The sequence below is a fragment of the Heliobacterium mobile genome (genome assembly GCF_009720735.1).
GTDB lineage: Bacteria > Bacillota > Desulfitobacteriia > Heliobacteriales > Heliobacteriaceae > Heliobacterium > Heliobacterium mobile.
Map to the genome: position 1 here is coordinate 1 of NZ_WNKU01000031.1, position 26759 is coordinate 26759.

Sequence of the window (26759 nt, forward strand, 5' to 3'; positions counted from 1 at the left end):
AGGCATGCCGCCAGCGTTCGTCCTGAGCCAGGATCAAACTCTCCACAAATAATGTAGATAAGCTTGAGTCAAGCTCTAATAAATGAAATCATTGTCCGTCCCGCTTGCGCGGGCCGAATTGACTTTGGTTTCGCACGCTTTTGCTTTAACAACTGTTTGATTTTCAAGGACCGTGATTGATTTTGCCTCGCAGTGGAGTTTTTTCAAACCGTCCCGCGCCGACAAAAAGTATCTTATCACACTCACAACCGCACCGTCAACTGGTATTTATTTCAGCAACCGGTATTTTTTATTTTGGCTTGAGCAGACAGCGAATAGAATATTAACATAAACTTCAAAACCCGTCAACCTCAAAAGATCATTTTTTTTCAGTTCCAACGTCAATCGTCGGAGATAGGGCTGAACTACCACGAAGGTATACGTTAGGAACGGAACCGGAAATGATACTAGTTGAGATTGGTACCCGTGTGTTTATCGGTACTTCTGTCGACATTAACGGAACAACAATGCGGATGGCGCTCTCAATGTCTAATACAACCATGTACTTTGTCTGGTTTATCCCTGCCTCTTCAAAAGCTTCCACTGGTTTTGCTTTTACACTTCCGACTGGGGTTATATGTATCCGCACTTTGGGTCCCACATTAGCCAATAAACTGCTCCCTAACATCTGTCCTAGGGGAACGGCAATTTCCAATTGGTCAAGATTGCTCAATGACTGTTGGATCTCCAGGACCGTTTCGGAAGCCAACTGATTGATTCGTAAGGTATTGGGTTGAAGGAGAACGATCCGTCCCTCTTGATCGGTTTTATAATAGACGAGATCTCGAAAGTTGGCATCGTTCGAGACCCGGTTCAGGATAGCATTGTTAATCGCTTGAGTAGCCATTTCTCTACTTTTTGCTTCAGCGATCGCCATTATGGTGTTTTTCATGTTCACTTCGGCAAGAGCAAACAACAGCAAGCCAACTACAAGGACGATAATCGGTATGACCCAATAAAATAATCCATCTTGTTTCCACCTTTTCCACTGTAGTTGCCATCGTATTAAAACCACTGTTATCACCTCCTGCCTAGTCAATGTATGCGTCACCCTCTGGCTAGGTGAAGACTTTAAGAAAAAAGCGTCTGATGAAAATTGAAAAGCCACTCCGAAAAGGAGTAGCCCTGTAAACACTTTTGCCTCAACAGCGCGCACACTATAAATTTACATTAAACCGAAACATTTGCATCTAGATGATTAAATACGTTTTTCCGTAATCGCTACGTCTGTATTACTGCCATGGGTGGCTGGAGTCGTTCCCGTACCTGTAGTCTTCGGATCTTTGTTTTTTGAGCTCTTTTTATCCTTAGACAAAAAAATCTCCTCCTTTGACTTCTACGGATATACTGAATTCATACCTTTTTACCGTTCATTTGAGAAAACCTTCACTTAAACAGTTGCTTTGGGAATATTCGCCTGAGGGGTTGGTTCTTTTCTCGTTGGTTCCATTCTAGCGTCAGCTCTTTTTGGCGTCTGTGTAGGCATTCTTTTATCGTCAGACAAAGGGATCACCTCACTATAGTATTCCATCAAAGATTATCTCACTCGGAAAGCTTATCGTTTCTTTCCAAGCCTGCTCCGGTAGACGTATTTTTATAAGTGACACCGTCTTCCTGTTTCAAACGGTCTGTTCCTGGAAGGGCAGGATTGACGTAACTATGCAGTATTCCGGCTTGATTGCCGTGATCAGTCTTCCCTTTATCAGCCAAGCGCTTCACACTCCCTTTTGCATTTTGTTCTTAGGATACCTGTAAGTGAGGGCAACCATACGACCGACTAATAAAAAAACTGGACCCATACCCCACAGGGATATTAGCGTCCAGTTTTATAGCCAGTTAAATTCTGAAACAGGAGTGCCTTAAAAACTTTTTACGGCATGAGTATTCCTTGGGTCTACCTTGTTAGGACGGAGATGCCACCAAGCGGATAAAATGACGTTTTCCCAAACGGATCAAGGTACCCTCTTCCGGGGGCACCGTTGATTGAATATCTTTAATCACTTGATTGTTCACTTTAACAGCGCCTTCAACGATCTTCCGCCGAGCTTCACCGTTGGACTTGGCTAGACCAGCCGCAACGAGGACCTTGATCAAGGACACTTGTCCATTTTCCATAATATCGCTGGTTATCACAAACTCGGGAATTTCATCGGGAAGTTCTTTCTTCTGAAATATGTTGATGAACTCTTCTTCAGCCTGACGAGCTGCCTCTTCCCCATGATAGAGAGAGACAATCTCTCGGCCAAGACGCATTTTTATATCGCGGGGGTGAAGAGAGCCCTCTTTTAGCCCACTGGCGATAGCTGCAATCTCTTCGGATGGAATGCGCGTCACCAGTTCAAAGTATCGGACCATCAATTCATCGGCGATAGACATGGTCTTGCCGAACATCTCCCGCGGTGATTCATTGATGCCGATATAGTTACCCAAACTCTTACTCATCTTGTGGACACCGTCGAGACCTTCCAAGATGGGCATCATCAGAGCCACTTGCGGTTCTTGGCCGTACTCCTTTTGTAGCACCCGGCCTACGAGAAGGTTGAATTTCTGATCGGTACCGCCTAGCTCCACGTCGGCTTTCAATGCTACAGAGTCGTACCCTTGCATGAGCGGATAAAAGAGTTCATGCATCCCAATCGGGCGATTCTCTTGCATTCGTTTCGTAAAGTCTTCCCGCTCCAGCATGCGGGCTACCGTGTATTTGGCCGCCAGTTGCAGGATGTCGGCAAAATTCAACGGCTGTAACCAAGAAGCGTTAAAGGTGACCTCCGTTTTTTCCGGATCGAGCACCTTGAAGATCTGGGTTTTATATGTTTCCGCATTGCGGTTGACTTCTTCTTCTGTCAGTTGCTTCCGCGTCTCAGACTTCCCAGAAGGATCGCCGACACGACCGGTAAAGTCGCCGATGACGATGACCACCTGATGGCCGAGATCCTGAAAATGACGCAGTTTTTGCAGTACGACCGTATGTCCAAGATGAATATCGGGCGCCGTCGGGTCGAGCCCTAGTTTGACTCGCAACGGGCGCTTTTCCACAATAGAACGTTCCAGTTTCTTCACTAGCTCTTCTTCCGGGACGATTTCCGCAGTACCCCGGCGCAGAAGAGCCATCTGACGGTCTATTTCATCTTGAATTTCTTTTGGCAGAACCGGCTTGTCGGACACCGTACTCCCCCTCCTGCACGCCTGTCGCGTGCGCTACCACGGAGCTTCCCCCGCATAAATACTTTGCCCATTTTATCATGTTTTTCCACCTCTTTCAACAAAAGCAGCCTTGCCATTTATCTACCACCGTTTCCTATGCTATAATAAACTTTGATTTGTTGCCGAAAAGGAGGATTCCTAGTGGTCGATACGCCTCGGGAACCGAGAAAGACTCCCACTCCACCAAAAACTTCGACGAAAACCACAAAAACAAAAGTTAACTGGCCTCGAATGGCTCTCTTTATCACCGCCATTTTGCTTGTCTCCGTTTTAGGCATCGGCTCCGGACTCGCATTCTCATGGGCTCGGGAAGCCCCGTCCATCAATATGAGCGATCTGGACATACATACCACCACTCAACTCTTTGATGACAAAGACGTACTATTTGCGAACCTTCACGCCGGTGAGAATCGAACGCTCGTCGAAAAGATCGATACTGTACCAAAGAACTTGCGCAACGCCTTCTTGGCTATCGAAGACAACAAGTTCTATGAGCACCATGGTCTCGACTTCACGGGACTCGTCCGGGCGGTCTTTGCCAACATCACTGACGGTTTTGGCTCGCAAGGGGCCTCCACCATCACCCAGCAGTTGGTCAAACTCTCCTTTCTGACCCCGGAAAAAACTCTTAAACGGAAAGTACAAGAGCTAATTCTTTCATTGCAATTGGAACGGAACTTCACTAAAGACGAAATCTTTCTCATGTACTTAAACCGGATTTATTTTGGTGAAGGTGCCTACGGAGTGAAAGCGGCTGCCCAAACCTTTTATGGCAAGGATTTAGAAAAGCTGGATCTCAGCGAAGCAGCCCTGCTCGCCGGCTTGCCTAACGCACCCTCCAAGTGGTCGCCCTACCGCGATGCTGAGGTGGCAGAGCAACGGCGTCAAACGGTCCTCAATCAAATGGTTAAATTCGGTTACATCACCAGCGACGAAGCCGAAAAAGCGAAAAAGAATCCGCCCAAACTGCTGGAAAAGGCGAAACGGACCAGCGCTACCGGGGACAACAACTTCCCTTATTTCGTTGACGCTGTGATTCAAGAGTGCATCGATAAATACGGCATCACGGAGAACCAGCTCTATAAGGGCGGTCTCAAGATCTATACCACCGTCGACCCGGCGGCGCAGAAAGCGGCTGAAGTTGCTTTGTCGGACCTAGGTAACTTTCCGAAAGGAAAAGATGACACTCCCATTCAGGCAGCCATCGCTGTACTCGATCACAGCAACGGCGAAGCCCGGGCGATCGTGGGCGGCCGGGAATATACGGTCAAACGGGGTCTCAACCGAGCCACTGATTTGAAACGTCAACCAGGATCCGTCTTTAAGCCGATCGCCGTCTACGGACCCGCTCTAGAAAAGGGACTGACTCCAGCCACTGTTTTAGATGATGTACCGGTACAGTACGGCTCTTATCAACCGGGCAACTACGACGGCACCTACCGCGGCCTGATCACCATGCGTGAAGCGGCCCAGTTCTCTGTTAACATCTACGCCGTGAAAATGTTAAACGAAATCGGCGTCCAAACCGGATTTGATTTCGCCCGGAAGTTGGGCATTAAGACCCTTGATGAAAAACAGGATTTGACGCTTCCTCTGGCTCTCGGCGGTCTACATCAGGGGACAAACCCTTTTGATCTAGCTAGTGCCTATGGGGCCTTCGCCAACCACGGCGTCTGGAACGAGCCTCATGTGATTCGAAAAGTAGTTGACCGAGACGGAAATACCATCGTGGAAGTAAAGCCGAAACAAAGCTCGGTCATGAAAGAAACGACGGCCTATCTGATGACGAACATCCTAGAAACGGTTGTCCAGGCCGGTACGGGTACAAGAGCGCAGATGGACCGACCTGTCGCCGGTAAAACCGGCACGACGGAACTGCCGAGTTCCGTTCCTGAATTCCGCGGCATCACCGGAAACAAAGATGCTTGGTTCGCCGGCTACACACCGGAATTGGTCGGTGTCGTCTGGATGGGCTATGACAATACCGATAAAAACCATTACATGTACAAAACATACGGCGGATCCTACCCGGCACAAATCTGGCGGGCCGTCATGACCAAGGCCCTCGCCGGAACGAAAGCCAAGTCCTTCGTTCGCCCGCCTGGCATCGTAGAAGCAAATGTAGACATCAAGTCAGGCCTCTTGCCGAGTGCTTTGACGCCTGCCGAGTATATCCGCACTGAGCTCTTCGCCGAAGGAACTGTCCCCGGCAATACGAGCAACGTTTGGCAGGAAGTAGAGGTCAACGCTGAAACCGGTCAGCCACATAAGCCGGGTGATTCCGCGAAGACCGTCAAAAAAGTATTCCTAAAACGGCCGACCCCCTATGAAGGCGCCACTCCTGCTGACGCAGACTTAGAGACACCTCATGAAACCACCGTCGAAAAGCCAACACAGCAAGTCCCGGCAACAGATGACTATGATCAGGAGAGTTCACCAAGCTTGCCAAACGGGTCCAATAAAACCACCAAACCAGAAAACACCGGTAAAACGAGTCAAACACCATCCGGTTCCAAACCTCAGACATCGACGCCCTTAGTTATCCCTCCGGGTACGTCTAACAGCCCCGCTACTGATAATGGTCCCAAAGGATAATGGAAAGAGCCCGAACGCATTCGTTCGGGCTCTTTTTGTTAAACCTTTCTCGCAAACAAAACGACAAAGTTATAGTACTTATAGACACAGTCTACGTCAGAAAAACCAGCTTGCTTTAACCAGTCTGTTTGATCGTCTAGCGTGGACATTTTATCTAACTTTTGACGTTCGTAAGCCGATTTGATGTCTTCCATAGACAAGCCGCTGTGCTCCACTTTGTACTTCCAATCTTCCATATACATCGTTTCTAAATAAGGCGTTTTTCCAAGCACCTGGTCGGCATTGACGAAGAGCCCTCCCTGTTCCAATAGGGAATAAATCTTTTGATAGAGAAGACACTTTTCATCGTCGGTCAGATGATGAATCGACAAGGAAGAGATGACCATATCGTACTTGTCCGTGAAACTATGTTTCGTGTAGTCTGCTACCACATAGGTCATATTCGACTGATTACTGAATCTCTCCCTGGCCACATCAAGCATTTTTTCGGAGATATCGATCAGGGTAAACTGTCCCTGAGGGTATCTTTCCGCGAAGAACGAAGTAAACAACCCTGTTCCTGCTCCAATATCTAATATTTTGGGCGACTCTTTTTCACTCTGGCAAAGGGAAAGAGCGATCGAATAAAAATCATCAAAACAAGGGATTAACTGTCTTCTTTGACTGTCATACTTGGCGGCATGAGCATTAAATTTTAATTGAACATTTTTCTTTGACGAATCCATTTTTATCCTCCTAACATATGCAGTGGATGAAGCAAGACCTGCCCTAGTGGGGTTTTCATAGAACCATTATAAAAGATTATACTCTCTCTGATAGTCCCGCTGAACTTGACGCTGATTAATACTTTATCACGTAAGATCCTTACCGTTTTATATAAAAATATTGTATAATAATCATTATTAGTATCGAAAAAAGTAACGAGAATCGCAGGATAAAAAGGTGTGTTTTTCATGGGAGTTATTGAGAACCCGATGACAATTATTACAAACATGAAACGGGCCATTATCGTCTGTGATGAGAATATGTATATCCAATTCGTAAATCCGGCTGCGGAAGGTTTACTCGGTATAAAGGCTTCTACACTCGAAGGTACTCATTTTTACGAGGTCTGCCAAGCCAGCTCAACACTTGACGAAATCACTCCGCTATATGCTGACGATTCCACTTTAGCCGGTTATATCGTCGAATTGAAAAATACTGAATCTTCTTGCACAACTTCGCGATTTCCGTCGCTGCTAAAGGCGATTCCCGACCCGATCATTACGTTAGATTTAGAGGGACGAATCACAGGGCTCTACGGTTGTTGGCAGTATGATACACAGATTCAATGGAACGGCACACAACTGCTGATGAACCAGATATTGGGGAAAACCCACCGGGACATTTTAGGTGAAGAGGATGCCATCGCCCACGAAAAGGCTATTGCTCAGGCTTTGATCGGGGAAACCGCCCTCTGCGAGTGGAAAATGAAGGTTCCCGAGGGGTTCCGTTATTACCTCACCTCCTACTCCCCCGTTATGGATCATGACGGCAACATCAGCGAACTCATCGGGATTGGACGAGACATCACCGAACAGGAAGAACGGAAGCTGCAGTTGGAGTTGGAAGAGCAGCGTTTCCATAGCGTCATCAACTCCCTCGATGAATACATCTGGGAAGTGGATCTCCAAGGCAATTTTATCTACGTCTCAGACCGTGCGGAAGACATCTTGGGAATGCCCAAAGAAGAATTAATCGGGAAAGATTCCACTGCTGGTGTGGAACCGGCAGAATTGGAAAAGTTCAGATCCACCGTTCGTAAAGCGGTTCAGAAAAAGGAACCTTTTTTCGATGTAGAAATTATTCGGAAAACACCCTCTAGACGATGTTGGCTGAGTTTGAGCGGGATACCGGTCTTCGATAAAAAAAATCGACTCGTGGCCTATCGAGGCGCGACACTAGACATCACCAAACAAAAACAAATGGAGGCAACACTGCGAGACAGCGAGGAAAGCTACCGCTCGATTATCACCTCTATGGCCGAAGGGGTCATCGTCACCGACAGAGCAGGCATGATCATCAAAGCGAATCCTACCGCCGAGAACATATTGGGTTTTTCATTCGATGAGATTCAAGGGCGTTCCTGCTTTGATCCTTCATGGGAAATGTATCTCGACGATGATAGCCCTGTCACGAGAGACAATCATCCTGCCATGGTGACTTTGCAAAGCCGATCTGCTTCACGAAACGTAGTCATGAGAAAAAATACTCCCACTGGTGAACCCCTTTGGATTCAGCACAATTCGGAGCCCTTGTTTCGCATCGGATCCGAAGAACCCTACGCTGTCGTATCCACCTTTTCCGATATTTCCGCACGAAGAAACATGGAAGAGGAACTGAAAAAGGCCCGGCAAAAGGCCCTTGAGGCCAGCCGTACTAAAAGTGATTTTCTCGCGATGATGAGTCACGAAATCCGAACTCCCATGAACGGAATCATGGGAATGTCCACATTACTTCTCGACACCGCACTCAACCGTCAGCAACGAGAATACGCCCATGTCATCAAAGATTCATCGGAAGTCTTGCTGAACGTGCTCAACGATATTTTGGATTATTCCAAGGTGGAAGCGGGTAAGTTGGTACTCGAAAACCTGGACTTCCACCTACCGGGAATCGTCAGCAACGTCATTACCTTATTTCAACAAAAGGCCCTTGAAAAGGGCATCAGCTTAACCTCTTCTATAGCATCAGAAGTGGAAGCCTGGGTGAAGGGCGATCCGACCCGATTACAGCAGGTTTTGACGAATCTCGTCAGTAATGCCGTCAAATTCACTCACTCGGGGCAAGTAACCGTCCGCCTTTGGAAGGAAGCGACAACCCCACATCAATCCAGACTTCGCTTTGAAGTTACCGATACGGGGATTGGCATTGAGAACGCGATGATGGAGCAAATTTTTCAACCTTTTCACCAAGCGGACAGTTCCACATCCCGTAAATTCGGTGGAACTGGACTTGGTTTGGCTATCACTGGGCAACTGGTCAAACTCATGGGCGGAAATATCGGGGCGCTCAGCGAGCCTGGGAAAGGATCGACCTTCTGGTTTTCTATCCCCTTCCAACGTCCTCTCGCACAACTCTCGATAGGGCTTGGCAAAGACCATCCGCTCCCGCAGAAACCGGATTTCCCCCGGTGGAATATCCCTCTCCCGGTACTGCTCGTAGAAGATAGCCCGGTGAATCAGCGATTGGCGATCACGATTCTTACCAAGATGGGTTTGATGGTTCATGGGGCAAACAACGGGATTGAGGCGGTAAAAGCGACGGCGGAAACGGAATATGCGATCATTTTTATGGATTGTCAAATGCCCGAAATGGACGGATTTGAAGCGACTAAAATCATTCGCAGTCAACAAGCCAAAACGGGACGGCATGTGCCGATCATCGCCATGACCGCCTTGGCCATGTCCGGAGACCGGGAGCGGTGCCTTAACGTCGGAATGGACGATTATCTCAGTAAGCCTGTTCTCATGGAGCAACTGATCAGGCTGCTCGATAAGTGGCTTCCCTACGAGAGATCTACAGTTGTACAGCCCCCTGCGAACAGCCATAACAATCAATTCCCCGCTGTCTCACCAGAGGAGGATGCCACTGTTATCGATCTGACGGTTTTAAAGAATATACTGGCCATGGGCGACGACGATCATGTTGAGTTTCTTACGTTATTACTTCAAATCTATTTGGAAGACGCACAGAAGTTAATGACATCGTTGCGACAAGCAGTAAAGATACAAGACGCAACAGGTATTCATAAAGCCTGCCATGCCTTAAAGTCCAGCAGCGCGAGCATCGGAGCAAAAGATCTTGCATCGCTCTGCGCACGGGTTGAACAGCTTGGACGCACGGGAGAGCTGGAGAATATGGGGCTATTTTTCACTCAAATCGAAGAGAAGTATACCGAAGCAGTATCTCGGTTAAATCGCTTGGTGGAATGTCCGGACTTGCTTAACTAATGCATGTGGAGGCATTGAATGTCAAGAACAGCTAGATGGATGACGATATTTCTGGCCGGGATAATCATAGCGACTGCGTTGTATTTGACCTTTTTGGGAATGAAAAAAAATATTCAACCCGATTCCCAAGCAACTACTTCTAGAGAAGAACCCTTTTCGACCACGCAGTCGCCTCATGCCCCGCTTTCGAAATCAGACGAAGTCAGTTTTGGCAGAACCATCCGAGGAGATACTCGATCGATGACAGAGAAAACCCTGGCTCGTTGGCAAGAGTGGCGTCGAGCTGTGGAGCTATTGTCTACCCAAAACCCGGATACGTTGTTTATTGGAGGTCCCTCGGATAAGAAAACACTTTGTTTGACCTTCGATGATGGGCCCGATAATCGCAACACACCGAAAGTCTTAGAAATTCTTCAGAAAGAACAGGTTCGTGCCACCTTTTTCTTTTTAGGAAATAACGCTGAACAGTACAAAAAAATTGTCAAACAAGCTTATGATGCCGGTCATGTAATTGGCAGTCATAGTTTTGATCATCCCTACCTAACTAAAAAAACGGAACCGCAGTTAGAAGAACAAATTCATCAAACAGAAGAAAGCTTGTCCAAAATTATCGGAAAGCGTCCTGCGCTATTGCGTCCCCCCTATGGAGATGTGAACGCTTCCGTATTGAACGTATTAAGTAAAAAAGGATATAAACTGGTTCTCTGGTCACTCGATACCTTTGATTGGAACCAAAAAACAAATACAGAAATCGTTGATTATGTTACGAATAACGTCCGACCGGGCGATATTATCTTGATGCACAGTGCTGATAACGGTTCAGCTTCCGTAAAGGCCTTACCGTCAATCATTTCTGCTCTCAAGCATGCAGGATACAGCTTTAGTACTGTAGACGAGGTGTTGGGGGTCAACCCTTATCAGTAACCAGCTTAGATCATGAATCGCAGGCCCACCCATAAAAATGAGGTCCGGGATATTTATCCTGGGCCTCATTCTTGTGTGAAATCAAAAAGATTCAATTCTCTATCACCCTTACGCAATCGCTTTCGATCCGCCTTCCGTACAGCCGCTTCGAAAGACCGGTCTAAAGAGTTGTTTTTCATCAGACCGTTATACCGGCGGATATGGAAGTCCCGTGTCGTCATGCTGCATTTGGAACATTTGGCAACGCTCAAACATTCGTCCCAGATAAATTCGACTTCTCGACCACAGTACGGACACCAGGCGTCGCCAGAGCGAAATTTTGGTTTATAGCCGTCCGGTGGAACTGTTAGCTTAGGAGGTATCGCTATTCTCTCCCTCATTCAAGGATTACAGTGCTTTGTGTAAATCCTTCTATATTTGGCCGGACTTTCCCTCTTTCTTACGCTTACCTCCGGAACATTTCAAGAAAAAAACATCAGCCCCAAATCTCAACGGGAACAATAGGCAACCAGCTACAAAAAAGCCCCGTCTTCCGTAATTGGAAAACCGAGCTGTTATAAATCAATGATATATTTTTCTTCATACATAGAAAGCTATGGTTCCACTCCGTTGTGCATTCGTCACGATTTTGATTTTTCGCCCATTCGGAACTGTATGCAGGGAAACTAATTCGCCGCCATGAGTGATAGCATGTTCATTGGATGTCCAGGTTTCCGGTGAAACTAAACCCCAATCTCCGGCAAAATGACGCATAAACAACGCTCCAAATATGTCCAAGGAGAAATCAGAACAAAACAATTCCGGGTGCATCGACGTAATACCTGCGTCAAACTTCATATGATGTCGTCGCCACCTTCACAATAATCCCTCTGCAACAATTATATCTTCATTGCACAAGTCCTGCAATTACTTTATACATGTACTAATAGGTACGAACCCTCGACTATACGCCGCTAAGGACGCTCCTGTGCGAAATGCTTGCAAAAAAATAAAAGCAGTCAACCAACAACGGGCTGAACTGCTTACAATTGCTCAACGGTGTTCTTTACTGCTCTTCTACACTGATTTAATGCAATCTACGGGACAGGCATCGGCACAGGCACCACAATCGATACAAGCAGATTCGTGGATAACTCGTTTGCTATCTTCACGTTCAGAAATGCAAGAAACCGGACAGCCGCCTTCACAAGCTCCGCAAGCGATGCAGTCATCGGCGTTAATACGATATGCCATGAAAGAGCCTCCTTTCATTTATTGTGATTTTCGGTACAATGTAATGTTTCGCGGCTTATATTCTAATTTCCTTCTGAATCAGCCACGAATTGACGCCTTTCTTGCTGCATTAAAGCTCCCCCATCCCTCCTACACAAAAAACAAGCGCTCGGCAACATTGTGACCGAACGCTTGCTAAACCCACTTCCCATTCCTGAATGCTTATTTCCGTATACTGTACAGCTATGCTCTCAAGGATGGTTCTTTTACCCTTCCTACCGTCAGTACCCCAAATTTCCACAAGGTCTCCGTGACCAGTTCAACCTGTTCCTCCGTACATTGGACAATGACACAGATTTCAGGAAGCCTTTTCGAACGAGTTTTGTGTATTCCCTTTTTTACGAAAAGATATAATCCAAACCCTACGATAAATCCGCCCACGGCAGCAGAAAGACCGCTAAAAATAGGACCCCAAGCCAATTTAAAACCGACACTCGTACCGATGACAGCACAAGCGGTAGCAAAGGCCGTACCGACTTCAATCGCGTTGGGATAGAGGTCAGTTGGCTTGCTTAAAAATTGGTTGGGGTTCTTCGGGTCCGTATCCATTAGAATCACGAGTATATGTTTGCGCGCAATGCCATCATGTTCCAACAAGGATAAAGCTTGCTCTAGCTCTAAAGAATGTTCAAATGTTCCTATAACCAACAATCCTTTTACCACCTACCGTGGGAACAATCGAACTTCAGAATGAGAGTAGCGTTCCGCAAGAAACTGCCGTTGCTCTATCCGAAAAAGTCGATTATGTTCTCTAGCCATGATATACGCGTAATAAGTCGATCCTCCGACGACGGATGGCATAAAAAGCAGCCATTGAGGATGAAGTACAGCGATTGATTCCTGAAAGTTTCCAACCATCATGAGAGTTACAGACTCATGGGCACGAGATAAAGTTAAGTAGATCCACCACCACATCATCGCGTAAAAGGCTAAAGCAAACTGATGGTTATATAATTGCCCTAAGCCGGGAAAGAAGAAGGAGTATAGCGCTGCGAGCCAAGGTTTTTTTGGCTCTATATATTGAAACTCAAGGGGTCTCAGATTTACAGCGGCGACTCGTTCGTTTTCAAGTTGTGCGAGGTGACATAGTTTGTTCTGTACTAAGGCAGAACGATAACTATCCCAGATGATGAAAAAGTAAATGATAATATATCCAATCGCCCAGCGAGGCTGAACGACGGACTTTGCCATATCAAATTCTCCACAGAAAGAGTAAACGATGGCTATATTTATATTAGTGAGATAATTGATAATCACTTCAACTATGGTGAGAAGCGTTGCCCGGATATATTGATTCAATAAATAGTGGCCGAAGCCCGGAAATGCAGCGGACCACCAAGCAACCACATAAGGATTCTGGCGGTGTAAAAGGTTAATTCCATATACACTTATGGTTGCAAGGGGACGACGAAGCTGATTTCTCATGAGTATAATCCTCTTATTCCATGCGTTGGGAGAGAATAACCCAAATTATTTTGGCAGTAAAACTAGTAAATTATTCAAACCTTTCAGTTCTTTAGACACTAAAAATGTCGTCATGATCAGGTCAGACCGCTCAAGCTTTCGCCAACATAAATGTCTTTCTTTTCAGGGAAGAATATACTCGCACGGAAAATTTTGATTCTACTATGGAGACCTTTTATGGTCTAAAGTACCGTACTACCCGTGTATACTAAAGATGTAGTCCTGATCTGGTTAGACGCTGCTCTCCTCGATTGCCGTTGGCTAGGGAGGTTTGACGGATATCCCAAGACAGGGCAAAATACGAGGAGGTTTACTATGTTTCAAGACAAGACACTGACCTGTAAAGAGTGCGGAAGTGAGTTCGATTTTACCGCTTCCGAACAAGAGTTCTTCGCCGAAAAAGGATTCACAAACGAACCAGGGCGTTGCCCCCAGTGCCGTGCGGCTCGGAAGGCGAACATGAATAATCGTGGTGGTGGCGGATATCGTCAAGAACGAGAAATGTATCCGGTAACCTGTTCTTCCTGTGGTAAGGAAACGACTGTTCCCTTCCAGCCCCGTGGAGATAAGCCCGTTTACTGTCGCGACTGCTTCCAGCCACGTAACCGCTGGTAATATCCATGAATAAGAAAAAGCTCGCCGGTATGGGCGGGCTTTTTCTTATCGGACCTTTTTCTCATATGAACAAGTACCTTATTGACGAAGAAGGGCGGCAGAAGAATCCCATGAACTATTTGCCTAAATAGCCCATGGGATTCTGAAAGTTTCCGCCCGTCATGACTTCAAAGTGCAGATGGGGTCCGGTCGTATTCCCTGTGACACCGGAACGAGCGATGACTTCCCCTTGGTTCACTTTTTGCCCTGAACCGACGAGGATTTCCGAAAGGTGGTTATAGGTCGTTTGAACGCCACCGCCATGATCGACGATAATGCGCTTTCCGTAACTGCCAGCCCACCCTGCAAAACGAACAACCCCATCAGCACTGGCCGCAACACTTGTTCCAACAGGGCAACCGAAGTCCACACCCGTATGCAGTTTACCGTCTCGCATACCGAAGGGGGAGGTGATCAGGTGGCTAGAAGTAGGCCAGGAAAATCGACCTGCGCCGCCACGGGCCGCAACCAAATAGCGGTCTCCCTTCGCGACGATGCGAGTTACGGGGGGTTTCAGGACCGTTTCTCCCTGTAATTCCTGATTTACAGTCTCACCGTTATGTTTAACCACTAAGTATCTTGCTTCTTTTTTTCCATTTTCCCCTTCTTGCTTGATCACAGGCTTAGACCAACCTAAGCTCTCTTCTTTGACTTCTTGCGTATCAAATTTGATGTCCTCATCTTGTACGAGAACATAGGTCGTTTCAATGTCGATATCATAGGTCGGTTTAACCAACCTCAATGCTTGTCCGATTTGTAAACGTTCTGGAACAAGACCGGGATTAGAAGCCAATAGTACAGACATGGGTGTTTTGGTTTTTTCCGCAATAATAGAAATACAGTCTCCCGGTTGGACTTGATATGTAATCACTTCTTGTTCCGGATGGGTAAGTTTTTTTACCGCATCCTCTATGCTAAGCGGGGTTGTTCCGGCAGGCAGGTCAACTTCTTCATAGGCAATCGTATCTTTGATTTGGTAAGATTGCAGGGTCATTCCCTGTTCGGCTTTTTCTTTCGTAAAAAAGTCGACCACTTGTTGGATGACATCCTTGGCTTGGGATTCATTGGGAAGCAAGGCGACCTGTTTGCCCTTAACCACAATCGCGGTAACTTTTTGCCCAATATTTGGCGATTGATTTACCGACGTCATAGGTCCGGTTATCATTCCAAAGGGACCATTTCCTGCGATAGAATTTAGATATAGCGCACCTAAACCAAAAACGACGACTGTAGCCGATATGGTTAAACGTTTATATTGAACGCTATTTAAAGATTTAATGCGTTCGATTTGCAGATATTCCATAAATTTGTCTGTAAAACCCACTCATTCTCAACCCCTAAAATTAATACTTGTGGTACATAATAGTCAACATAGTAATTATATGTCACTGCGATATATAAGCCAAGAAAGGCACGGGAATTCGAAAAAGTCTAAATCTTTCAAAGAGTATCTAAGGAGTAAAAAAACAGACCCTGCAAATACAAGGTCTGTGTACGTTACGGTCGAGAAACCTATATTTATATAATTGTTAGTACATACGTTTAACGGCAGTGATGTGCTTGCCCCAGTATGCATTGGAAGCTACGCTCAAGTAACCTACTTTACCGAGACCGCCGCCTTCTTGGATAACTTGGTCGTTCCCCACATAAATACCTACGTGTTTACCGTTATCAAAAATGACGAGATCGCCAGGGCGCATCTGACTTTTCGGGACTTTCCAACCGACAGAAGTGTTTTGGGTTCTCGAAGCGGTGCTCATCTTATAACCCAAAGCATGATGATAGACATAGGCGGTGAAGTTAGAGCAGTCAAATCCTCTTTGTCCCCGGTCTTCGTTATGACCCCAGATATAAGGTGTACCTAGTTTGCTCTTAGCAACTTTCAAAACAGCATTCAGCTTCTGTTGGTCGCTGGCGCTAAGGGAGGCCAAGGGTTTGATCGTCTTGTCCATCTTTACGCCAGGAGGAAGCTGAGAGTTTACAGATGCAGTCGATACGGTTTGAGTACTCGTAGCAGCAAGAGCCGGACCTGCCAAGGCAGAAACGGTGGCACTGATGGCGAGTACAGAAGCGATGAAAGTACGTTTGAACATGAAATGTTTCCTCCTTTACGCCTACGAGGTTAGCTGACGGGTTCGGTGGGGAGTACACCGGCCGTAAAAACGACTTCACCCCAGTAGTTGGTTCCCCCGCGCTCTTTCGAGCTTCGGCTTAATGTGTAGTGCTCAAAGAGCTTAACATCTTGTGAAAGTAATCTCAATAATAAGAATTAGGAATTAGTTCTATATCCTGAGTGAATTAGATGAACTTAGCTTTCTTGAACCCAATTTCCACAATAAAAACCCCCGATCTTCCACTGTGAAAATCGGGGGTTAGAAACTGATTTATTTTTTTCTTCGCAATCGGGCGATGGACCGGATCCGTCGATAAATACTTTTATCAGGTAGCTTTCGAAATAAAAAGTGGGCAGGACCGGTATTTTCCTCAATAACCCATACCTTGCCTCTCTTATCGACACCTAAATCGAGACCGATCTGCCAATAGGTCTTGTATTTATCAAAGCGCCGACAGACCTTATAACCAAGACGAATCATATCACGCATGATCTGTGCCACCGTTTCTGTGTCAAAAAGTTCGGATCGTTGAAGCGCCGCTTCGATATCCAGAATCTGACCTTTCGAACGAAGGTAGTTCGTAACGATGCTGTTTTCTCCGGCCACCTTCGCTAAGGCACCGATGTAACGCCATGCACCCTTTTGTCGCATCATCATCAAGCGGATATCGAAAGGTCGTCCGTCAACATGGGCCAAGTCAATCGCTTTTTGAACGATATATCCGTTACCGGTAAAGCAGTACCTTTTCAAGCTGTTGTATAGATCAGTAAAAGACGCTCGCCTATGTGTTTCTCCCTTAACACGAACATAGGAATAGCCCTTCTCCGTTTGCCAGACCTTAATAATCCCTTGTCCCCCGTATCCTGCACTTGGTTTCAGATAGACCATTCCGTAGGATTCGAGGAATCTTTTCAAGCTCGTCATACTGAATTTTCGGGTCGGCGGTAAGTGCGGGCGTATGGACGAATCGGCTGCAAAAAGGCGCCATAAGCTCCATTTACCGAGTTCAGGGCGGCTCACTTTTTGGGACTTCAAAAACGTTCACTCCCAATCATTTCCTCGTTCTTTAGCTTATGAATTAAAATCATTGGTTGTTCCATCACGTAACCGTTGTTATCACCCATGAATATAGTAAGGAGAGATTATTTCCCCTATGTGTATTAAGGAGTGGGTGGAGCAGTGCTTCGTTGGATGTGTAAAGGGAAGATTCACCGGGCCACCGTAACTGATGCCGATATCGATTACGAAGGAAGCGTCACGATCGACGCAGACCTGATGAAGCAGGCGAATATTTACGAACATGAGATGGTGCAGATCACGAATTTGCGAAATGCTGTGCTCTGGAAGACGTATGCGATTCCGGCACCGGCAGGTTCAGGGAAAATATGTTTAAACGGACCGCCGGCTCTCTTGTTTCAGCCCGGAGATAAGGTCATCATCCTCAGTATGGGCTCATTCTCACCGGAGGAACTGGTCGAAGGTACCCACTCCGTAGTCCATGTTGATGACCAGAATCGGTTGATTCATGTGAAGACAAAAAAATTAATTGGCCATGGCTAAAACAACCGCCCGTCTGCAGTGTTCCCGGACTTATGTCTCGGGTACCCACTAGACGGGCGGTTCATTTTGAAATCAGAACTGTAGTACTTTCCCCGGATTTAAGATTAAATTGGGATCTAGACATTGTTTGATCGCTTTCATCATTTTTAATTCCACGGGATGACAAAACTCCTCCAATAACTTTACTCGTTTATAACCAATGCCATGTTCTCCAGACAACTTTCCTCCCAGGGAATAGACCTTTTTGTATATCTGATCGTGCAGTGCCAGCAGGATTTGCCGCCAATTATCATCGTTGATACTGTCTTTCAGTATATGGGCATGCACATTGCCATCGCCGGCATGTCCGGCACAATGGATGGTCACTCCATATTCTTCTCCTCTATCGACGATAAATTTGATGATAACCCCCAAAGCAGAAAGAGGCACAACCAAATCTTCCCCCGAATAGACAGGGCTCCGGGCTCTGCTGGCTTCAGCGAATACTCTCCGGGCCCTCCATATTCGCCTTGGATCAGCTGCTAAAATCTCGATCACACCGCTATCCCTACAGACCTCATCGATGAGAGCCATCTGTCCCTCCAAAAAGCCTTCGTCATCCCCTTCGAGTGTGACGATCAGATAATAAGCATCTTTCCTATAGGGTAACTTTTCCCCAATATACTCTTCACAACATTGTACAGCCCGATTATCCATGAACTCCAGCGCCGCAGGGATGATCCCTTTTTGCAAGATTAGCGGAACCGCTTGCATGGCCGAAGACCGGTCTGGAAAAATAGCCAACAGATCCACCCTGTGGCTGGGCAGCGGTTGTAGCTTGAGGATGACTTTCGTAATAATACCTAGTGTACCTTCCGAGCCGATGATCAAGTTCAGCAAACTATATCCGGTAGAATCTTTCATACATTTACCGCCCAGGAACACAATATCCCCTTCTGCAGTAACGACTTCCAAACCGTATACCTGCCTGCGGGTAGAACCGTATTTCAAAACCTTATTCCCACCGGCATTGGTGGCAACATTGCCTCCTATCGTCGAGCTATGACCGCTGCAAGGATCTCCCGCATATAGAAAACCCGCCCGATTTGCTGCTTCTTGAACTCGTTCCGTGATTACGCCTGCTTCTACGGTCATGAACATATTTTCGGAGTCGATTTCAATGATTTTGTCAAAACGTTCTAAAGAGATGACTATGCCACCGAACTTAGGAACGATGCCACCAGAGAGACCCGTACCGGCACCCCTTGGAACGATCGGTAGCTTATGATGATTCGCCAATTTTACGATCTCAGCCACCTGTTGAGTATTTTCCGGCAACAGGACCACCTCGGGATGATGGGCTAATTCCGGGTCTGCCGTTTCATCATGAGTATAAGGACCCATCCGCTCCTGATCGATGATCACATACTTAGCTCCCACGATGAAAATGAGCTGTTTAAGGATCTCCGGTGTGATTCGGTTATATTGGGTCAATGAACTTCCCCCCAACGAAATGAAAAAATACGTTTTCACGATTTTATGGAGGCGCTATTTAGTAATAGAAGAATTTATTTCCTGAGCTTATCTTATTTCAGAAAAACATCTTCTGTGAAACATCCTCCATTATCTAACTCGTCCTTCATTTCTCATTTCAAAGCCGAAGATCGAGTTCCGTAGGAAGGAGTCACCTCTGACCACTTCCACCCATAAAATGGCATCGTAGGTAACTACAATCCACTTGAAAGGAGGAACCCTAAATGGCTGCTGTAGGTGGAGGATATTTCGGTTTCCCAACGGTAGTTGGGCTTGTGATCGCCCTTATCGTAATTGGTGCATTTTATCCGGCCATCATTGGTTTCGGTGCAGTCGGTGATCCCTGATTATAAACTCATTTTGAGAGGAGGAAAAAACCATGGGTGCATGCGGGTGTGGAACGACCGGTGGCTATATCGGCAATAGCATTGTCGCTCTAGCTATTTTGATCATCATCATTGCCATCCTAGGCACCGGATTCGGATTTGGATACGGTTCTTTCTAAATAGATAAATTCTTGTTCAGAAGCGTGCGGAAGAATGTAACTGCCCACGCTTTTTCCTATTTGTGAAATGGTTCAGTGATGGATTTTTCGGTGGTGAAAATATTACTATTTTGGATTGTCAACGTAGGATTATCAACTTTATCTAAATAAAGTATAATCAGTGTAAATACAACAAGTGTCACGTTAAAGGAAGTGGATTTCCTTGGATTTTTTGCAAAAAACACACTTAAGGGAACTCAAAGAGAGTTATGATCAGTTTTTTGAAAACAATCTTGCCATAACATTACTGATTGATCCGCAAAACGGGCGAATTGTTGACGCCAATCGCGCCGCTTGTGATTTCTATGGGTATGAAAGAGAAGTCCTTTGCAATAAGTTCATTTATGATATTAATACATTGCATAACGACGAGATTAACCAAGGAATGTTACGAGCGATCAGCAAAAAACTAAACATCTTTCACTTTAAACACCGCTTAGCCTCCGGTGAGATCAGAGAAGTCGATGTATACTCGACTCCCGTTTTTATTCGAGACCACACCTTTTTGTATTCGATCATCTTTGACGTGACCGACTGGAAACGGACAGAAGCGGCTTTGCGGGATAACGAGGAAAGTTTTCGCACGATCGTCTCTGTCATGGCGGAAGGAATCGTCGTGCAAGACCGGGAAGGAGCTATCATCAGATCTAACCGGGCTGCAGAACAAATCCTTGGACTTACTTTCGCGGAGATGGAAGGCCGTACATCTATGGATCCCTGTTGGAAAGCGATTCATGAAGATGGTTCTACTTTTCATGGCGAAGAGCATCCCTCCATGATCACTCTACAAACAGGCCTCCCCTGCCGTAACGTAATCATGGGACTTTATAAGCCTGACGGGAAGCTCACGTGGATTCGAATCAACTCTGAACCCTTGTTCCGACTAGAATCAGACAAGCCCTATGCAGCAGTAACCACTTTTTCGGATATTACGGAACAACGGATTATAGAAAACAAATTAAAAGCTACCGAACAACAATTAAAAGGCATATTTGACAGCCTGGATCTGGTCTTCTGGTCGATGGATCCTCTTTCCAGTAGAGTGCTCCAAATCTCACCGGCATGCGAAAAGATTTACGGATATCCGCCCGAAGCGTTTATCGAAAATCCCCAACTCTGGTTTGACTGTATACACCCTGATGATATTCATAACGGCGAAAAGGCAAACAGCAATGTTTTAGGTGGTGCACCCGTATACACGGAAAATCGTATCATCAGAAGAGACGGAGAAGTTCGCTGGATTCGAGTCCATATCATCCCGCTGTTTGATGATGATGGCAGAATCACCCTCCTGAACGGATTGGTTATGGACATCACAGACAAAAAGCAGACGGAAGAAGAACTTCGGTTAGCCAAGGAAAAAGCGGAAGAAGCCAGCCGTGCGAAAAGTAATTTTCTCGCGATGATGAGTCATGAGATTCGAACACCGATGAATGGGATCTTAGGTATGAACGATCTCATGTTAGATACGCCACTGAATCGAGAGCAAAATGAGTACGCCCAAGCCATTCAAGAATCGGCTGAAGTTCTTTTGAATGTAATCAATGACATTTTGGATTACTCGAAGGTAGAAGCCGGTAAAATGCAATTGGAGACGATCGATTTCGACTTACACAGGACGATTCAAAGCGTGATCAAAGTTTTTACGAATAAAGCAAAAGATAAGGGATTAGTTTTGTCTCTATCTATATCGCCGGAAATAGACAAGACCTTACAGGGCGATCCGAGTCGTCTCCGGCAGGTTATATTTAACTTGCTAGGTAATGCGATCAAATTTACAAACTCAGGTACAGTTTCGCTCACTGTTACCGTGATATCAAAAGATAATGACCGGATGAAGGTCTGTTTTGAAGTTACCGACACAGGTATCGGTATTGAAAAAGGTCTCTTAGGTTATCTTTTTACCCCATTCGCTCAAGCCGACAGCTCAACGTCACGCATGTTCGGGGGCACTGGTCTCGGCTTAGCGATTTCAAAAAAGCTCGTTGAACTCATGGAGGGAGAAATAGGGGTTATCAGTGAAATAGGAAAAGGTTCAACATTCTGGTTTTCCGTTTCTTTTCTCACTTCCCAATCGCCTCGGGCTGAAAATACCCTTCCGACAGACGAAATCTCCTTACTCCACAAAAACAACCACCCTCTTTGGCAGACCAAGCGTCCTCTGTTACTCGTTGAAGATCATGAGACAAACCAAAAGCTGGCTGTCGCCCTGCTGAACAAACTCGGGTTACAGGTAGACGTAGCGAAAAACGGCATGGAGGCAATCCATGCCGTCACCGAGAAGGAATACACTCTTATTCTTATGGACTGCCAAATGCCAGAGTTGGACGGTTTTGAAACAACACAGATCATTCGTGATTGGGAATTCGCACAGCACCTACATATCCCCATTATCGCCATGACAGCCATGGCCATGCAGGGCGATCGGGAGAAGTGCATCCGTGCCGGAATGGATGATTATATCAGCAAGCCGATCATGATCGAAGAACTGATTACTGTCTTAGCTCGTTGGCTTCCAAAACAACGTACGAAGGAAAATCAGGTTTTTTCCGAGAAACCATCCTCCCCTTCTAAGGACCGGAATTTTTTAGAAAACGATTCTTCTGTCATAGACATGAATGTATTGAGGGAAATTGCCCTTTTTACAGACAACCAAACCGATGCCTTTTTGCCTTCTTTAATTGAAACTTACCTAGACGAATCAAAACAACTGATGAACAGTTTGAGTGTTGCTATACAACGCTCCGATCCGGAGTGCATTGAAAAGGCGGCCCATGCTTTAAAATCAGGGAGTGCGAGTCTGGGTGCCCTACACTTTGCAAAGTTCTGTGAACAAATGGAATCGTACGGACGTAACAAGACGCTGGACAATCTTAATAACCTATTCCTCCAGATGGAAGAGATGTATAACGAGTTCATCATGGTTTTGAGTCAGTTTCATAATCGAAATTGATCAGTCAACCTGATATTCACCCGAAAAAAAAGAGTCCTACCTCGCTGTGAGGTAGGACTCTTTTTTCTCTCTTTTTCCATGGTGATTTTGTATGCTGGACTGTATCAAGCCTTTTACTTTTTACCGCTCTGATCAGACATCCATGTTTCATAATCCTTTATGGCTTTGGTCAACTCAAGGGCGATTTCTTTTTCTTCTTTTTCTGCTAACAAGTCGACTAGTTTTTTGGCTTCACTATACATCCGCGATGCGATCTCTAAAACGTTGGGGTTGTCTTTTCTCCGGGAAAGATGTTGGCTCTTCGGTTCCGGGATGATAGAACGGACCATATCTGCGGTGATCACAAAATCGCTTTTGGTCTTGATCGGCATGGCATTCGGGTCAAGTTTTACCCGAAACCGGGTGAGACGACGTTTCACCATGGCCGGCATGATACCGTGATCTTCTAACTGAAGGGCCACGATGGGACAGAACTCTGGGTAGAAGAGCCCTTCAATGTGCTGACATACCCCCGATGAAGCTCTACCATACTTACAAGGTTTTCCTGGTTCGGTATTATTGTACAATGGACATAAAGTACTAATCTCGGAAATGTGCTCTTTTTGGTTTTGCATATAAACTAGGCTCCTTATTGTGAATGTTTACAAATACATTCGATATTTGCGGTGGAATATCCTGCAAAAGAATTAACAATATATATTTAAACTTCGAATGTTACTCTACGATTTAATTACTAAATCATCCAAAAATACCAACCCATTGTTGAAAAGGAACGAAAGCGCTCCCGTTCCACTTTAACGCGTTCATCATATATCCCAGACCATCGGCATTGTAACGTCCTATGATCCGTTGGAAAGCCAACAGTTCATAGATTCCATCCCGCTCAAAATCAACAGGATATAGTCCGCCGATCCCGTTCACATCTCCTTGGATAGGAGCTTTTAACTTTCCGTTCTTATCATAAATCTCCGATAGATATTCCGTGCCCTTGTAACGGATATCGATCCGGTAGGACTTGTTCAAGTTTCGACTGATGACTTCCACTTGATAATTATCTAGATAATTCACGTCGTACCGGTACTCTTCATTGAACTGCTCAAAATCAAATAACTGACGGCCTTGATTGTTTAAAAAGGAATAAACATACTCATAGGTGATTCCGCCAGAGCCGCCCGAGGCGACACTGATTTGAATATCCTTGACTTGATCCCCCGTAAAATCACCTAGAAATACAGTCGGGTTGTACCCTGCATTCGCTTTTAAGGGAATGGCGTATGTCATCATGGTCCTGCCGTCTTGGATGTTCAGGGTGATATTATCGACAAATTGACTACCGGGATAGGGGTAGTTCCCAGTCAAATAGACCCAGTCCGGTACTTGGTCACCATTGACATCCCCCGTCTGTGAACTAAGAACATTGCCGACTCTACCGGTTTGAGCCGCCAGAACATCCCCATAGCCTTGGCGAAACATTGCATCTCCCCCTGTAAATCATCGTTTAGATAAACTATGATTCCGGGAAGAAATGTGCCAAGAATTTAGTTGTCATCGTTGAGTACTACTGGCTATTTTAACTCTACCACAGTCACCCCGACGCCTCCTTCCCCATGTTCGCCACTCCGAAAAGACTTCACATAGGGATGTTTCTGCAAGTAGGACCGGATGGCCGCCCGCAGGGCGCCAGTGCCTTTCCCATGGATCAGGTTTACCGGCGAAATACCAGCCAGGTAGGCATCATCGAGGAATTTTCCGACCAGTTCAATGCCTTCGTCAGCCGTACAGCCCCGAAAATCCAGTTCCCTGGACATCTCTTTCGCCTTACCGCTAGCGATGGCCGCGTACTGAGTGGCACCTGATTTTTGTTTCTCTTCTTTTGCCGCCCGCAGTTCATTCAGCTTCACCGTCAGTTTAAGGATCCCCGCTTGAATCTGCAGTTCCCCATGGGCGTTGGGCATCGATAGTACAGAACCCTTTTGGTTGAGCCGCGGTACGAAGACGGTCTGGCCGATTTTAACTGTCTTTATGGCTGCTTCCTCATCAACGGCTTTTTTTATCCGACCTTCAGCCAGTTTTCCCTGCATCTCTCGCAATCGTTGCCGCTCGTTCTCAGCGCGGGCCATTTCTTCTTTGACGGGCGCCCGGTTCATAACCTCCCGGAGAGAACGAAGGATCTGATCGCTTTCATCCTTCGCCTGCCGGACGAGATGGTAAGCCTCTTCCCGGGCCTTATCCAGTAAAGACGCTTCTTTCTCCCGAATCGTTCTTTCCCGCTCCTCGAGCTGCTGCCGCAGTTCCTCTGCTTCCCGGCGGAGCCGATCTGCTTCCTCACGATCCCGCTGCGCCGACACCTGATCGGCTTCGAGATGTTCGATCAAGTTGGCCACATCGCGCTCTTCTTGACTCAACAAGGACCGGGCTTGCTTCACCACTTCGTCTTTGATACCCAGCCGGGCGGCGATTTCAAAAGCGTTCGATCGGCCTGGACGGCCGATGAGCAACCGGTAGGTGGGGCGCAGCGTTTCCAGATCGAATTCGACACTGGCGTTCTCGACACGAGGGTGGGCATAGGCAAAGGCTTTCAATTCGCTATAATGGGTCGTGGCGATGGTCTTGGCGCCCTTCTGTAAGATGTATTCCATAATGGACTGAGCCAAGGCCGCCCCTTCTGTCGGGTCTGTTCCGGCACCCAGTTCATCTAACAGGACTAAACTGGTAGGCCCTACCTTCTCTAAGACGGTGACGATGTTCGTCATATGGGAGGAGAAGGTGCTCAGGCTTTGTTCGATCGATTGTTCATCGCCGATGTCGACGAAGATCTGATCAAAGAGCGACAGTTCCGTGCCATGTTCAGCCGGTACATGCAGGCCTGCCTGGGCCATGAGGGTTAAAAGGCCCACCGTCTTTAAGGAGACCGTCTTGCCGCCTGTGTTCGGGCCGGTGATGACGAGCGTATCGAAGGCATGGCCCAGTTCGATGGTGACGGGAACCACCTTTCCCTGGATCAGCGGATGGCGCCCTAACCGGATCGAGAGTTTCCCCTGGCTGTTGATGGCCGGTTCGCCGGCGTCCATTTTCCAGGATAGTTTCGCTTTGGCGAAGATAAAGTCGATCCGTGCCAGCACTTCCAAACTGACGGCGATGTCTTCCGCGTTCTGGGCCACCAGCATGGACAACCCGCGCAGGATGTTCACCACTTCCGTCCGCTCGGCAGCCTGGTGACGTTTCAGTTCGTTGTTCAGTTCCACCACAGCCATCGGTTCGATAAAAACGGTAGCTCCCGATGCGGACTGGTCGTGAATCAGGCCGGGGATGTGGCTGCGGTATTCGGATCGAACCGGAACGACGTAGCGATCGCCCCGGACCGTGATCAGGGCGTCTTGCAGGTATTTTTGCGTGTCCGGGTTACGGATGATGGCGTCCAGTTTTTCCCGGACCCGGTTTTGGATCGTTCGCATGGCCCTGCGGAGGCGCGCCAGTTCTGGTGACGCGTCGTCGGCCACTTCGCCCTCACCGATGATGCAGCGGTTGATTTCGTCTTCCGCCTCGCGGTAGACGCCCAACCCTTCCGCTAAGGCTGTCAGGATGGGCGTTGTCTTTTTTTCGTCTGACAATAAAAAGGCCCGAACTTGCCGGGAGATGCGTAAGGCCTGGGCCACTTGTTGCAGTTCACCCGCTTCTAAGATGCCGCCCACCTCGGCTTTTCGAAGGTATGGTCGCACATCGTGAAAAGCAGCCATCGGGTTGCTCGGACGAAGGCGCAGGACTTCCTTCGCCTCCGTCGTCTCACTTAACCCTTCCTGTACCTGCCACAGCTTGTGCTTGGGCAGCAAACTTTCAGCCAGTTCCTTTCCCATGTCGGAGACGCAGAAGCCGGCCAATTGAGACAGGATGCGGTCAAATTCCAGTTTTCGAAGTGTCCGTTCGTTCATTCC

Annotated in this window: 23 protein-coding genes and 1 riboswitch; of the genes, 8 read left to right on the forward strand and 15 right to left on the reverse strand. The window is 46.8% G+C overall.

Features of this window, described 5'->3' with window-relative positions; all coding sequences use genetic code 11:
- Nucleotides 1-358 precede the first annotated feature (358 nt).
- The 3 genes from yunB to tyrS all read right to left on the reverse strand — a co-directional run bounded on the left by yunB (nt 359) and on the right by tyrS (nt 3204).
- Nucleotides 359-1054, reverse strand: coding sequence for a sporulation protein YunB (gene yunB / locus GJ688_RS17025; RefSeq protein WP_170292110.1), 696 nt, complete (start codon nt 1052-1054; stop codon nt 359-361).
- Between the two features lie 527 nt (nt 1055-1581).
- Nucleotides 1582-1749 (reverse strand): hypothetical protein, encoded by a 168-nt coding sequence (locus GJ688_RS17030; protein ID WP_155477727.1) that lies wholly within the window; start codon nt 1747-1749, stop codon nt 1582-1584.
- Between the two features lie 192 nt (nt 1750-1941).
- On the reverse strand, nt 1942-3204 hold the full coding sequence (tyrS, locus tag GJ688_RS17035) for a tyrosine--tRNA ligase (RefSeq protein WP_328597395.1): 1263 nt from the start codon (nt 3202-3204) through the stop codon (nt 1942-1944).
- A 180-nt stretch (nt 3205-3384) separates the two neighbouring features.
- On the opposite strand from tyrS, the gene GJ688_RS17040 reads away from it, so the two are divergent.
- Entirely contained in the window at nt 3385-5838 is a 2454-nt protein-coding gene (locus tag GJ688_RS17040; protein ID WP_155477728.1) for a transglycosylase domain-containing protein, read from the forward strand.
- A 38-nt stretch (nt 5839-5876) separates the two neighbouring features.
- Here the strand turns inward: GJ688_RS17040 and GJ688_RS17045 are convergent, their stop codons facing one another.
- Nucleotides 5877-6563 carry a class I SAM-dependent methyltransferase gene (locus GJ688_RS17045; protein ID WP_155477729.1) on the reverse strand — a complete coding sequence of 229 codons (687 nt, stop codon included), beginning with the start codon at nt 6561-6563 and terminating at the stop codon, nt 5877-5879.
- Nucleotides 6564-6812: 249 nt separating this feature from the next.
- On the opposite strand from GJ688_RS17045, the gene GJ688_RS17050 reads away from it, so the two are divergent.
- Nucleotides 6813-9830, forward strand: coding sequence for a PAS domain-containing hybrid sensor histidine kinase/response regulator (locus GJ688_RS17050; protein ID WP_170292111.1), 3018 nt, complete (start codon nt 6813-6815; stop codon nt 9828-9830).
- Nucleotides 9831-10070: 240 nt separating this feature from the next.
- Nucleotides 10071-10754 carry a polysaccharide deacetylase family protein gene (locus tag GJ688_RS17055; RefSeq protein ID WP_170292112.1) on the forward strand — a complete coding sequence of 228 codons (684 nt, stop codon included), beginning with the start codon at nt 10071-10073 and terminating at the stop codon, nt 10752-10754.
- Nucleotides 10755-11333: 579 nt separating this feature from the next.
- On the opposite strand, the gene GJ688_RS17065 is transcribed toward GJ688_RS17055, so the two are convergent.
- From GJ688_RS17065 to GJ688_RS17080, 4 genes are all read right to left on the reverse strand, one after another.
- A complete protein-coding gene (locus GJ688_RS17065; RefSeq protein ID WP_155477733.1) occupies nt 11334-11591 on the reverse strand; it encodes a hypothetical protein in 258 nt (85 codons plus the stop codon).
- Nucleotides 11592-11810: 219 nt separating this feature from the next.
- Entirely contained in the window at nt 11811-11987 is a 177-nt protein-coding gene (locus GJ688_RS17070; protein WP_155477734.1) for an indolepyruvate ferredoxin oxidoreductase subunit alpha, read from the reverse strand.
- A 222-nt stretch (nt 11988-12209) separates the two neighbouring features.
- Nucleotides 12210-12674 carry a hypothetical protein gene (locus GJ688_RS17075; protein ID WP_155477735.1) on the reverse strand — a complete coding sequence of 155 codons (465 nt, stop codon included), beginning with the start codon at nt 12672-12674 and terminating at the stop codon, nt 12210-12212.
- 15 nt (nt 12675-12689) lie between these two features.
- Nucleotides 12690-13217, reverse strand: a complete 528-nt coding sequence (locus GJ688_RS17080; protein ID WP_207708833.1) for a DUF5683 domain-containing protein — start codon at nt 13215-13217, stop codon at nt 12690-12692.
- Nucleotides 13218-13805: 588 nt separating this feature from the next.
- Here GJ688_RS17080 and GJ688_RS17085 point away from each other — a divergent pair.
- Complete coding sequence (locus tag GJ688_RS17085; RefSeq protein WP_155477737.1) at nt 13806-14105, forward strand: zinc-ribbon domain containing protein; 300 nt, start codon at nt 13806-13808, stop codon at nt 14103-14105.
- 115 nt (nt 14106-14220) lie between these two features.
- Here the strand turns inward: GJ688_RS17085 and GJ688_RS20840 are convergent, their stop codons facing one another.
- The 3 genes from GJ688_RS20840 to GJ688_RS17100 all read right to left on the reverse strand — a co-directional run bounded on the left by GJ688_RS20840 (nt 14221) and on the right by GJ688_RS17100 (nt 17293).
- Nucleotides 14221-15468, reverse strand: coding sequence for a peptidoglycan DD-metalloendopeptidase family protein (locus tag GJ688_RS20840; RefSeq protein ID WP_155477738.1), 1248 nt, complete (start codon nt 15466-15468; stop codon nt 14221-14223).
- 205 nt (nt 15469-15673) lie between these two features.
- On the reverse strand, nt 15674-16237 hold the full coding sequence (locus tag GJ688_RS17095; protein ID WP_155477739.1) for a C40 family peptidase: 564 nt from the start codon (nt 16235-16237) through the stop codon (nt 15674-15676).
- Nucleotides 16238-16240: 3 nt separating this feature from the next.
- Nucleotides 16241-16366: riboswitch (cyclic di-AMP (ydaO/yuaA leader) on the reverse strand.
- A gap of 162 nt (nt 16367-16528) precedes the next feature.
- The gene (locus tag GJ688_RS17100) at nt 16529-17293 is read right to left on the reverse strand and encodes a YheC/YheD family protein (RefSeq protein WP_155477740.1); all 765 of its coding nucleotides are present in this window, start codon (nt 17291-17293) and stop codon (nt 16529-16531) included.
- Nucleotides 17294-17437: 144 nt separating this feature from the next.
- On the opposite strand from GJ688_RS17100, the gene panD reads away from it, so the two are divergent.
- Nucleotides 17438-17818, forward strand: a complete 381-nt coding sequence (gene panD / locus GJ688_RS17105; RefSeq protein WP_170292113.1) for an aspartate 1-decarboxylase — start codon at nt 17438-17440, stop codon at nt 17816-17818.
- A 72-nt stretch (nt 17819-17890) separates the two neighbouring features.
- Here the strand turns inward: panD and GJ688_RS17110 are convergent, their stop codons facing one another.
- Nucleotides 17891-19291, reverse strand: a complete 1401-nt coding sequence (locus GJ688_RS17110; RefSeq protein ID WP_235911065.1) for an FAD-binding oxidoreductase — start codon at nt 19289-19291, stop codon at nt 17891-17893.
- Nucleotides 19292-19554: 263 nt separating this feature from the next.
- On the opposite strand from GJ688_RS17110, the gene GJ688_RS21095 reads away from it, so the two are divergent.
- The 3 genes from GJ688_RS21095 (at nt 19555) to GJ688_RS17115 (ending at nt 22827) form a co-directional block, all read left to right on the forward strand.
- Nucleotides 19555-19677 carry a hypothetical protein gene (locus GJ688_RS21095; protein ID WP_268892098.1) on the forward strand — a complete coding sequence of 41 codons (123 nt, stop codon included), beginning with the start codon at nt 19555-19557 and terminating at the stop codon, nt 19675-19677.
- A 32-nt stretch (nt 19678-19709) separates the two neighbouring features.
- Nucleotides 19710-19835, forward strand: a complete 126-nt coding sequence (locus GJ688_RS21100; RefSeq protein ID WP_268892099.1) for a hypothetical protein — start codon at nt 19710-19712, stop codon at nt 19833-19835.
- Nucleotides 19836-20037: 202 nt separating this feature from the next.
- Nucleotides 20038-22827 (forward strand): PAS domain S-box protein, encoded by a 2790-nt coding sequence (locus tag GJ688_RS17115; protein WP_155477741.1) that lies wholly within the window; start codon nt 20038-20040, stop codon nt 22825-22827.
- A gap of 113 nt (nt 22828-22940) precedes the next feature.
- Here GJ688_RS17115 and GJ688_RS17120 read toward each other — a convergent pair whose 3' ends face one another.
- From GJ688_RS17120 to GJ688_RS17130, 3 genes are all read right to left on the reverse strand, one after another.
- Nucleotides 22941-23441, reverse strand: a complete 501-nt coding sequence (locus GJ688_RS17120; RefSeq protein ID WP_170292114.1) for a hypothetical protein — start codon at nt 23439-23441, stop codon at nt 22941-22943.
- Nucleotides 23442-23565: 124 nt separating this feature from the next.
- Complete coding sequence (locus GJ688_RS17125; RefSeq protein WP_155477743.1) at nt 23566-24300, reverse strand: VCBS repeat-containing protein; 735 nt, start codon at nt 24298-24300, stop codon at nt 23566-23568.
- A 92-nt stretch (nt 24301-24392) separates the two neighbouring features.
- Nucleotides 24393-26756 (reverse strand): endonuclease MutS2, encoded by a 2364-nt coding sequence (locus GJ688_RS17130; protein ID WP_155477744.1) that lies wholly within the window; start codon nt 26754-26756, stop codon nt 24393-24395.
- Between the last annotated feature and the right edge of the window lie 3 nt (nt 26757-26759).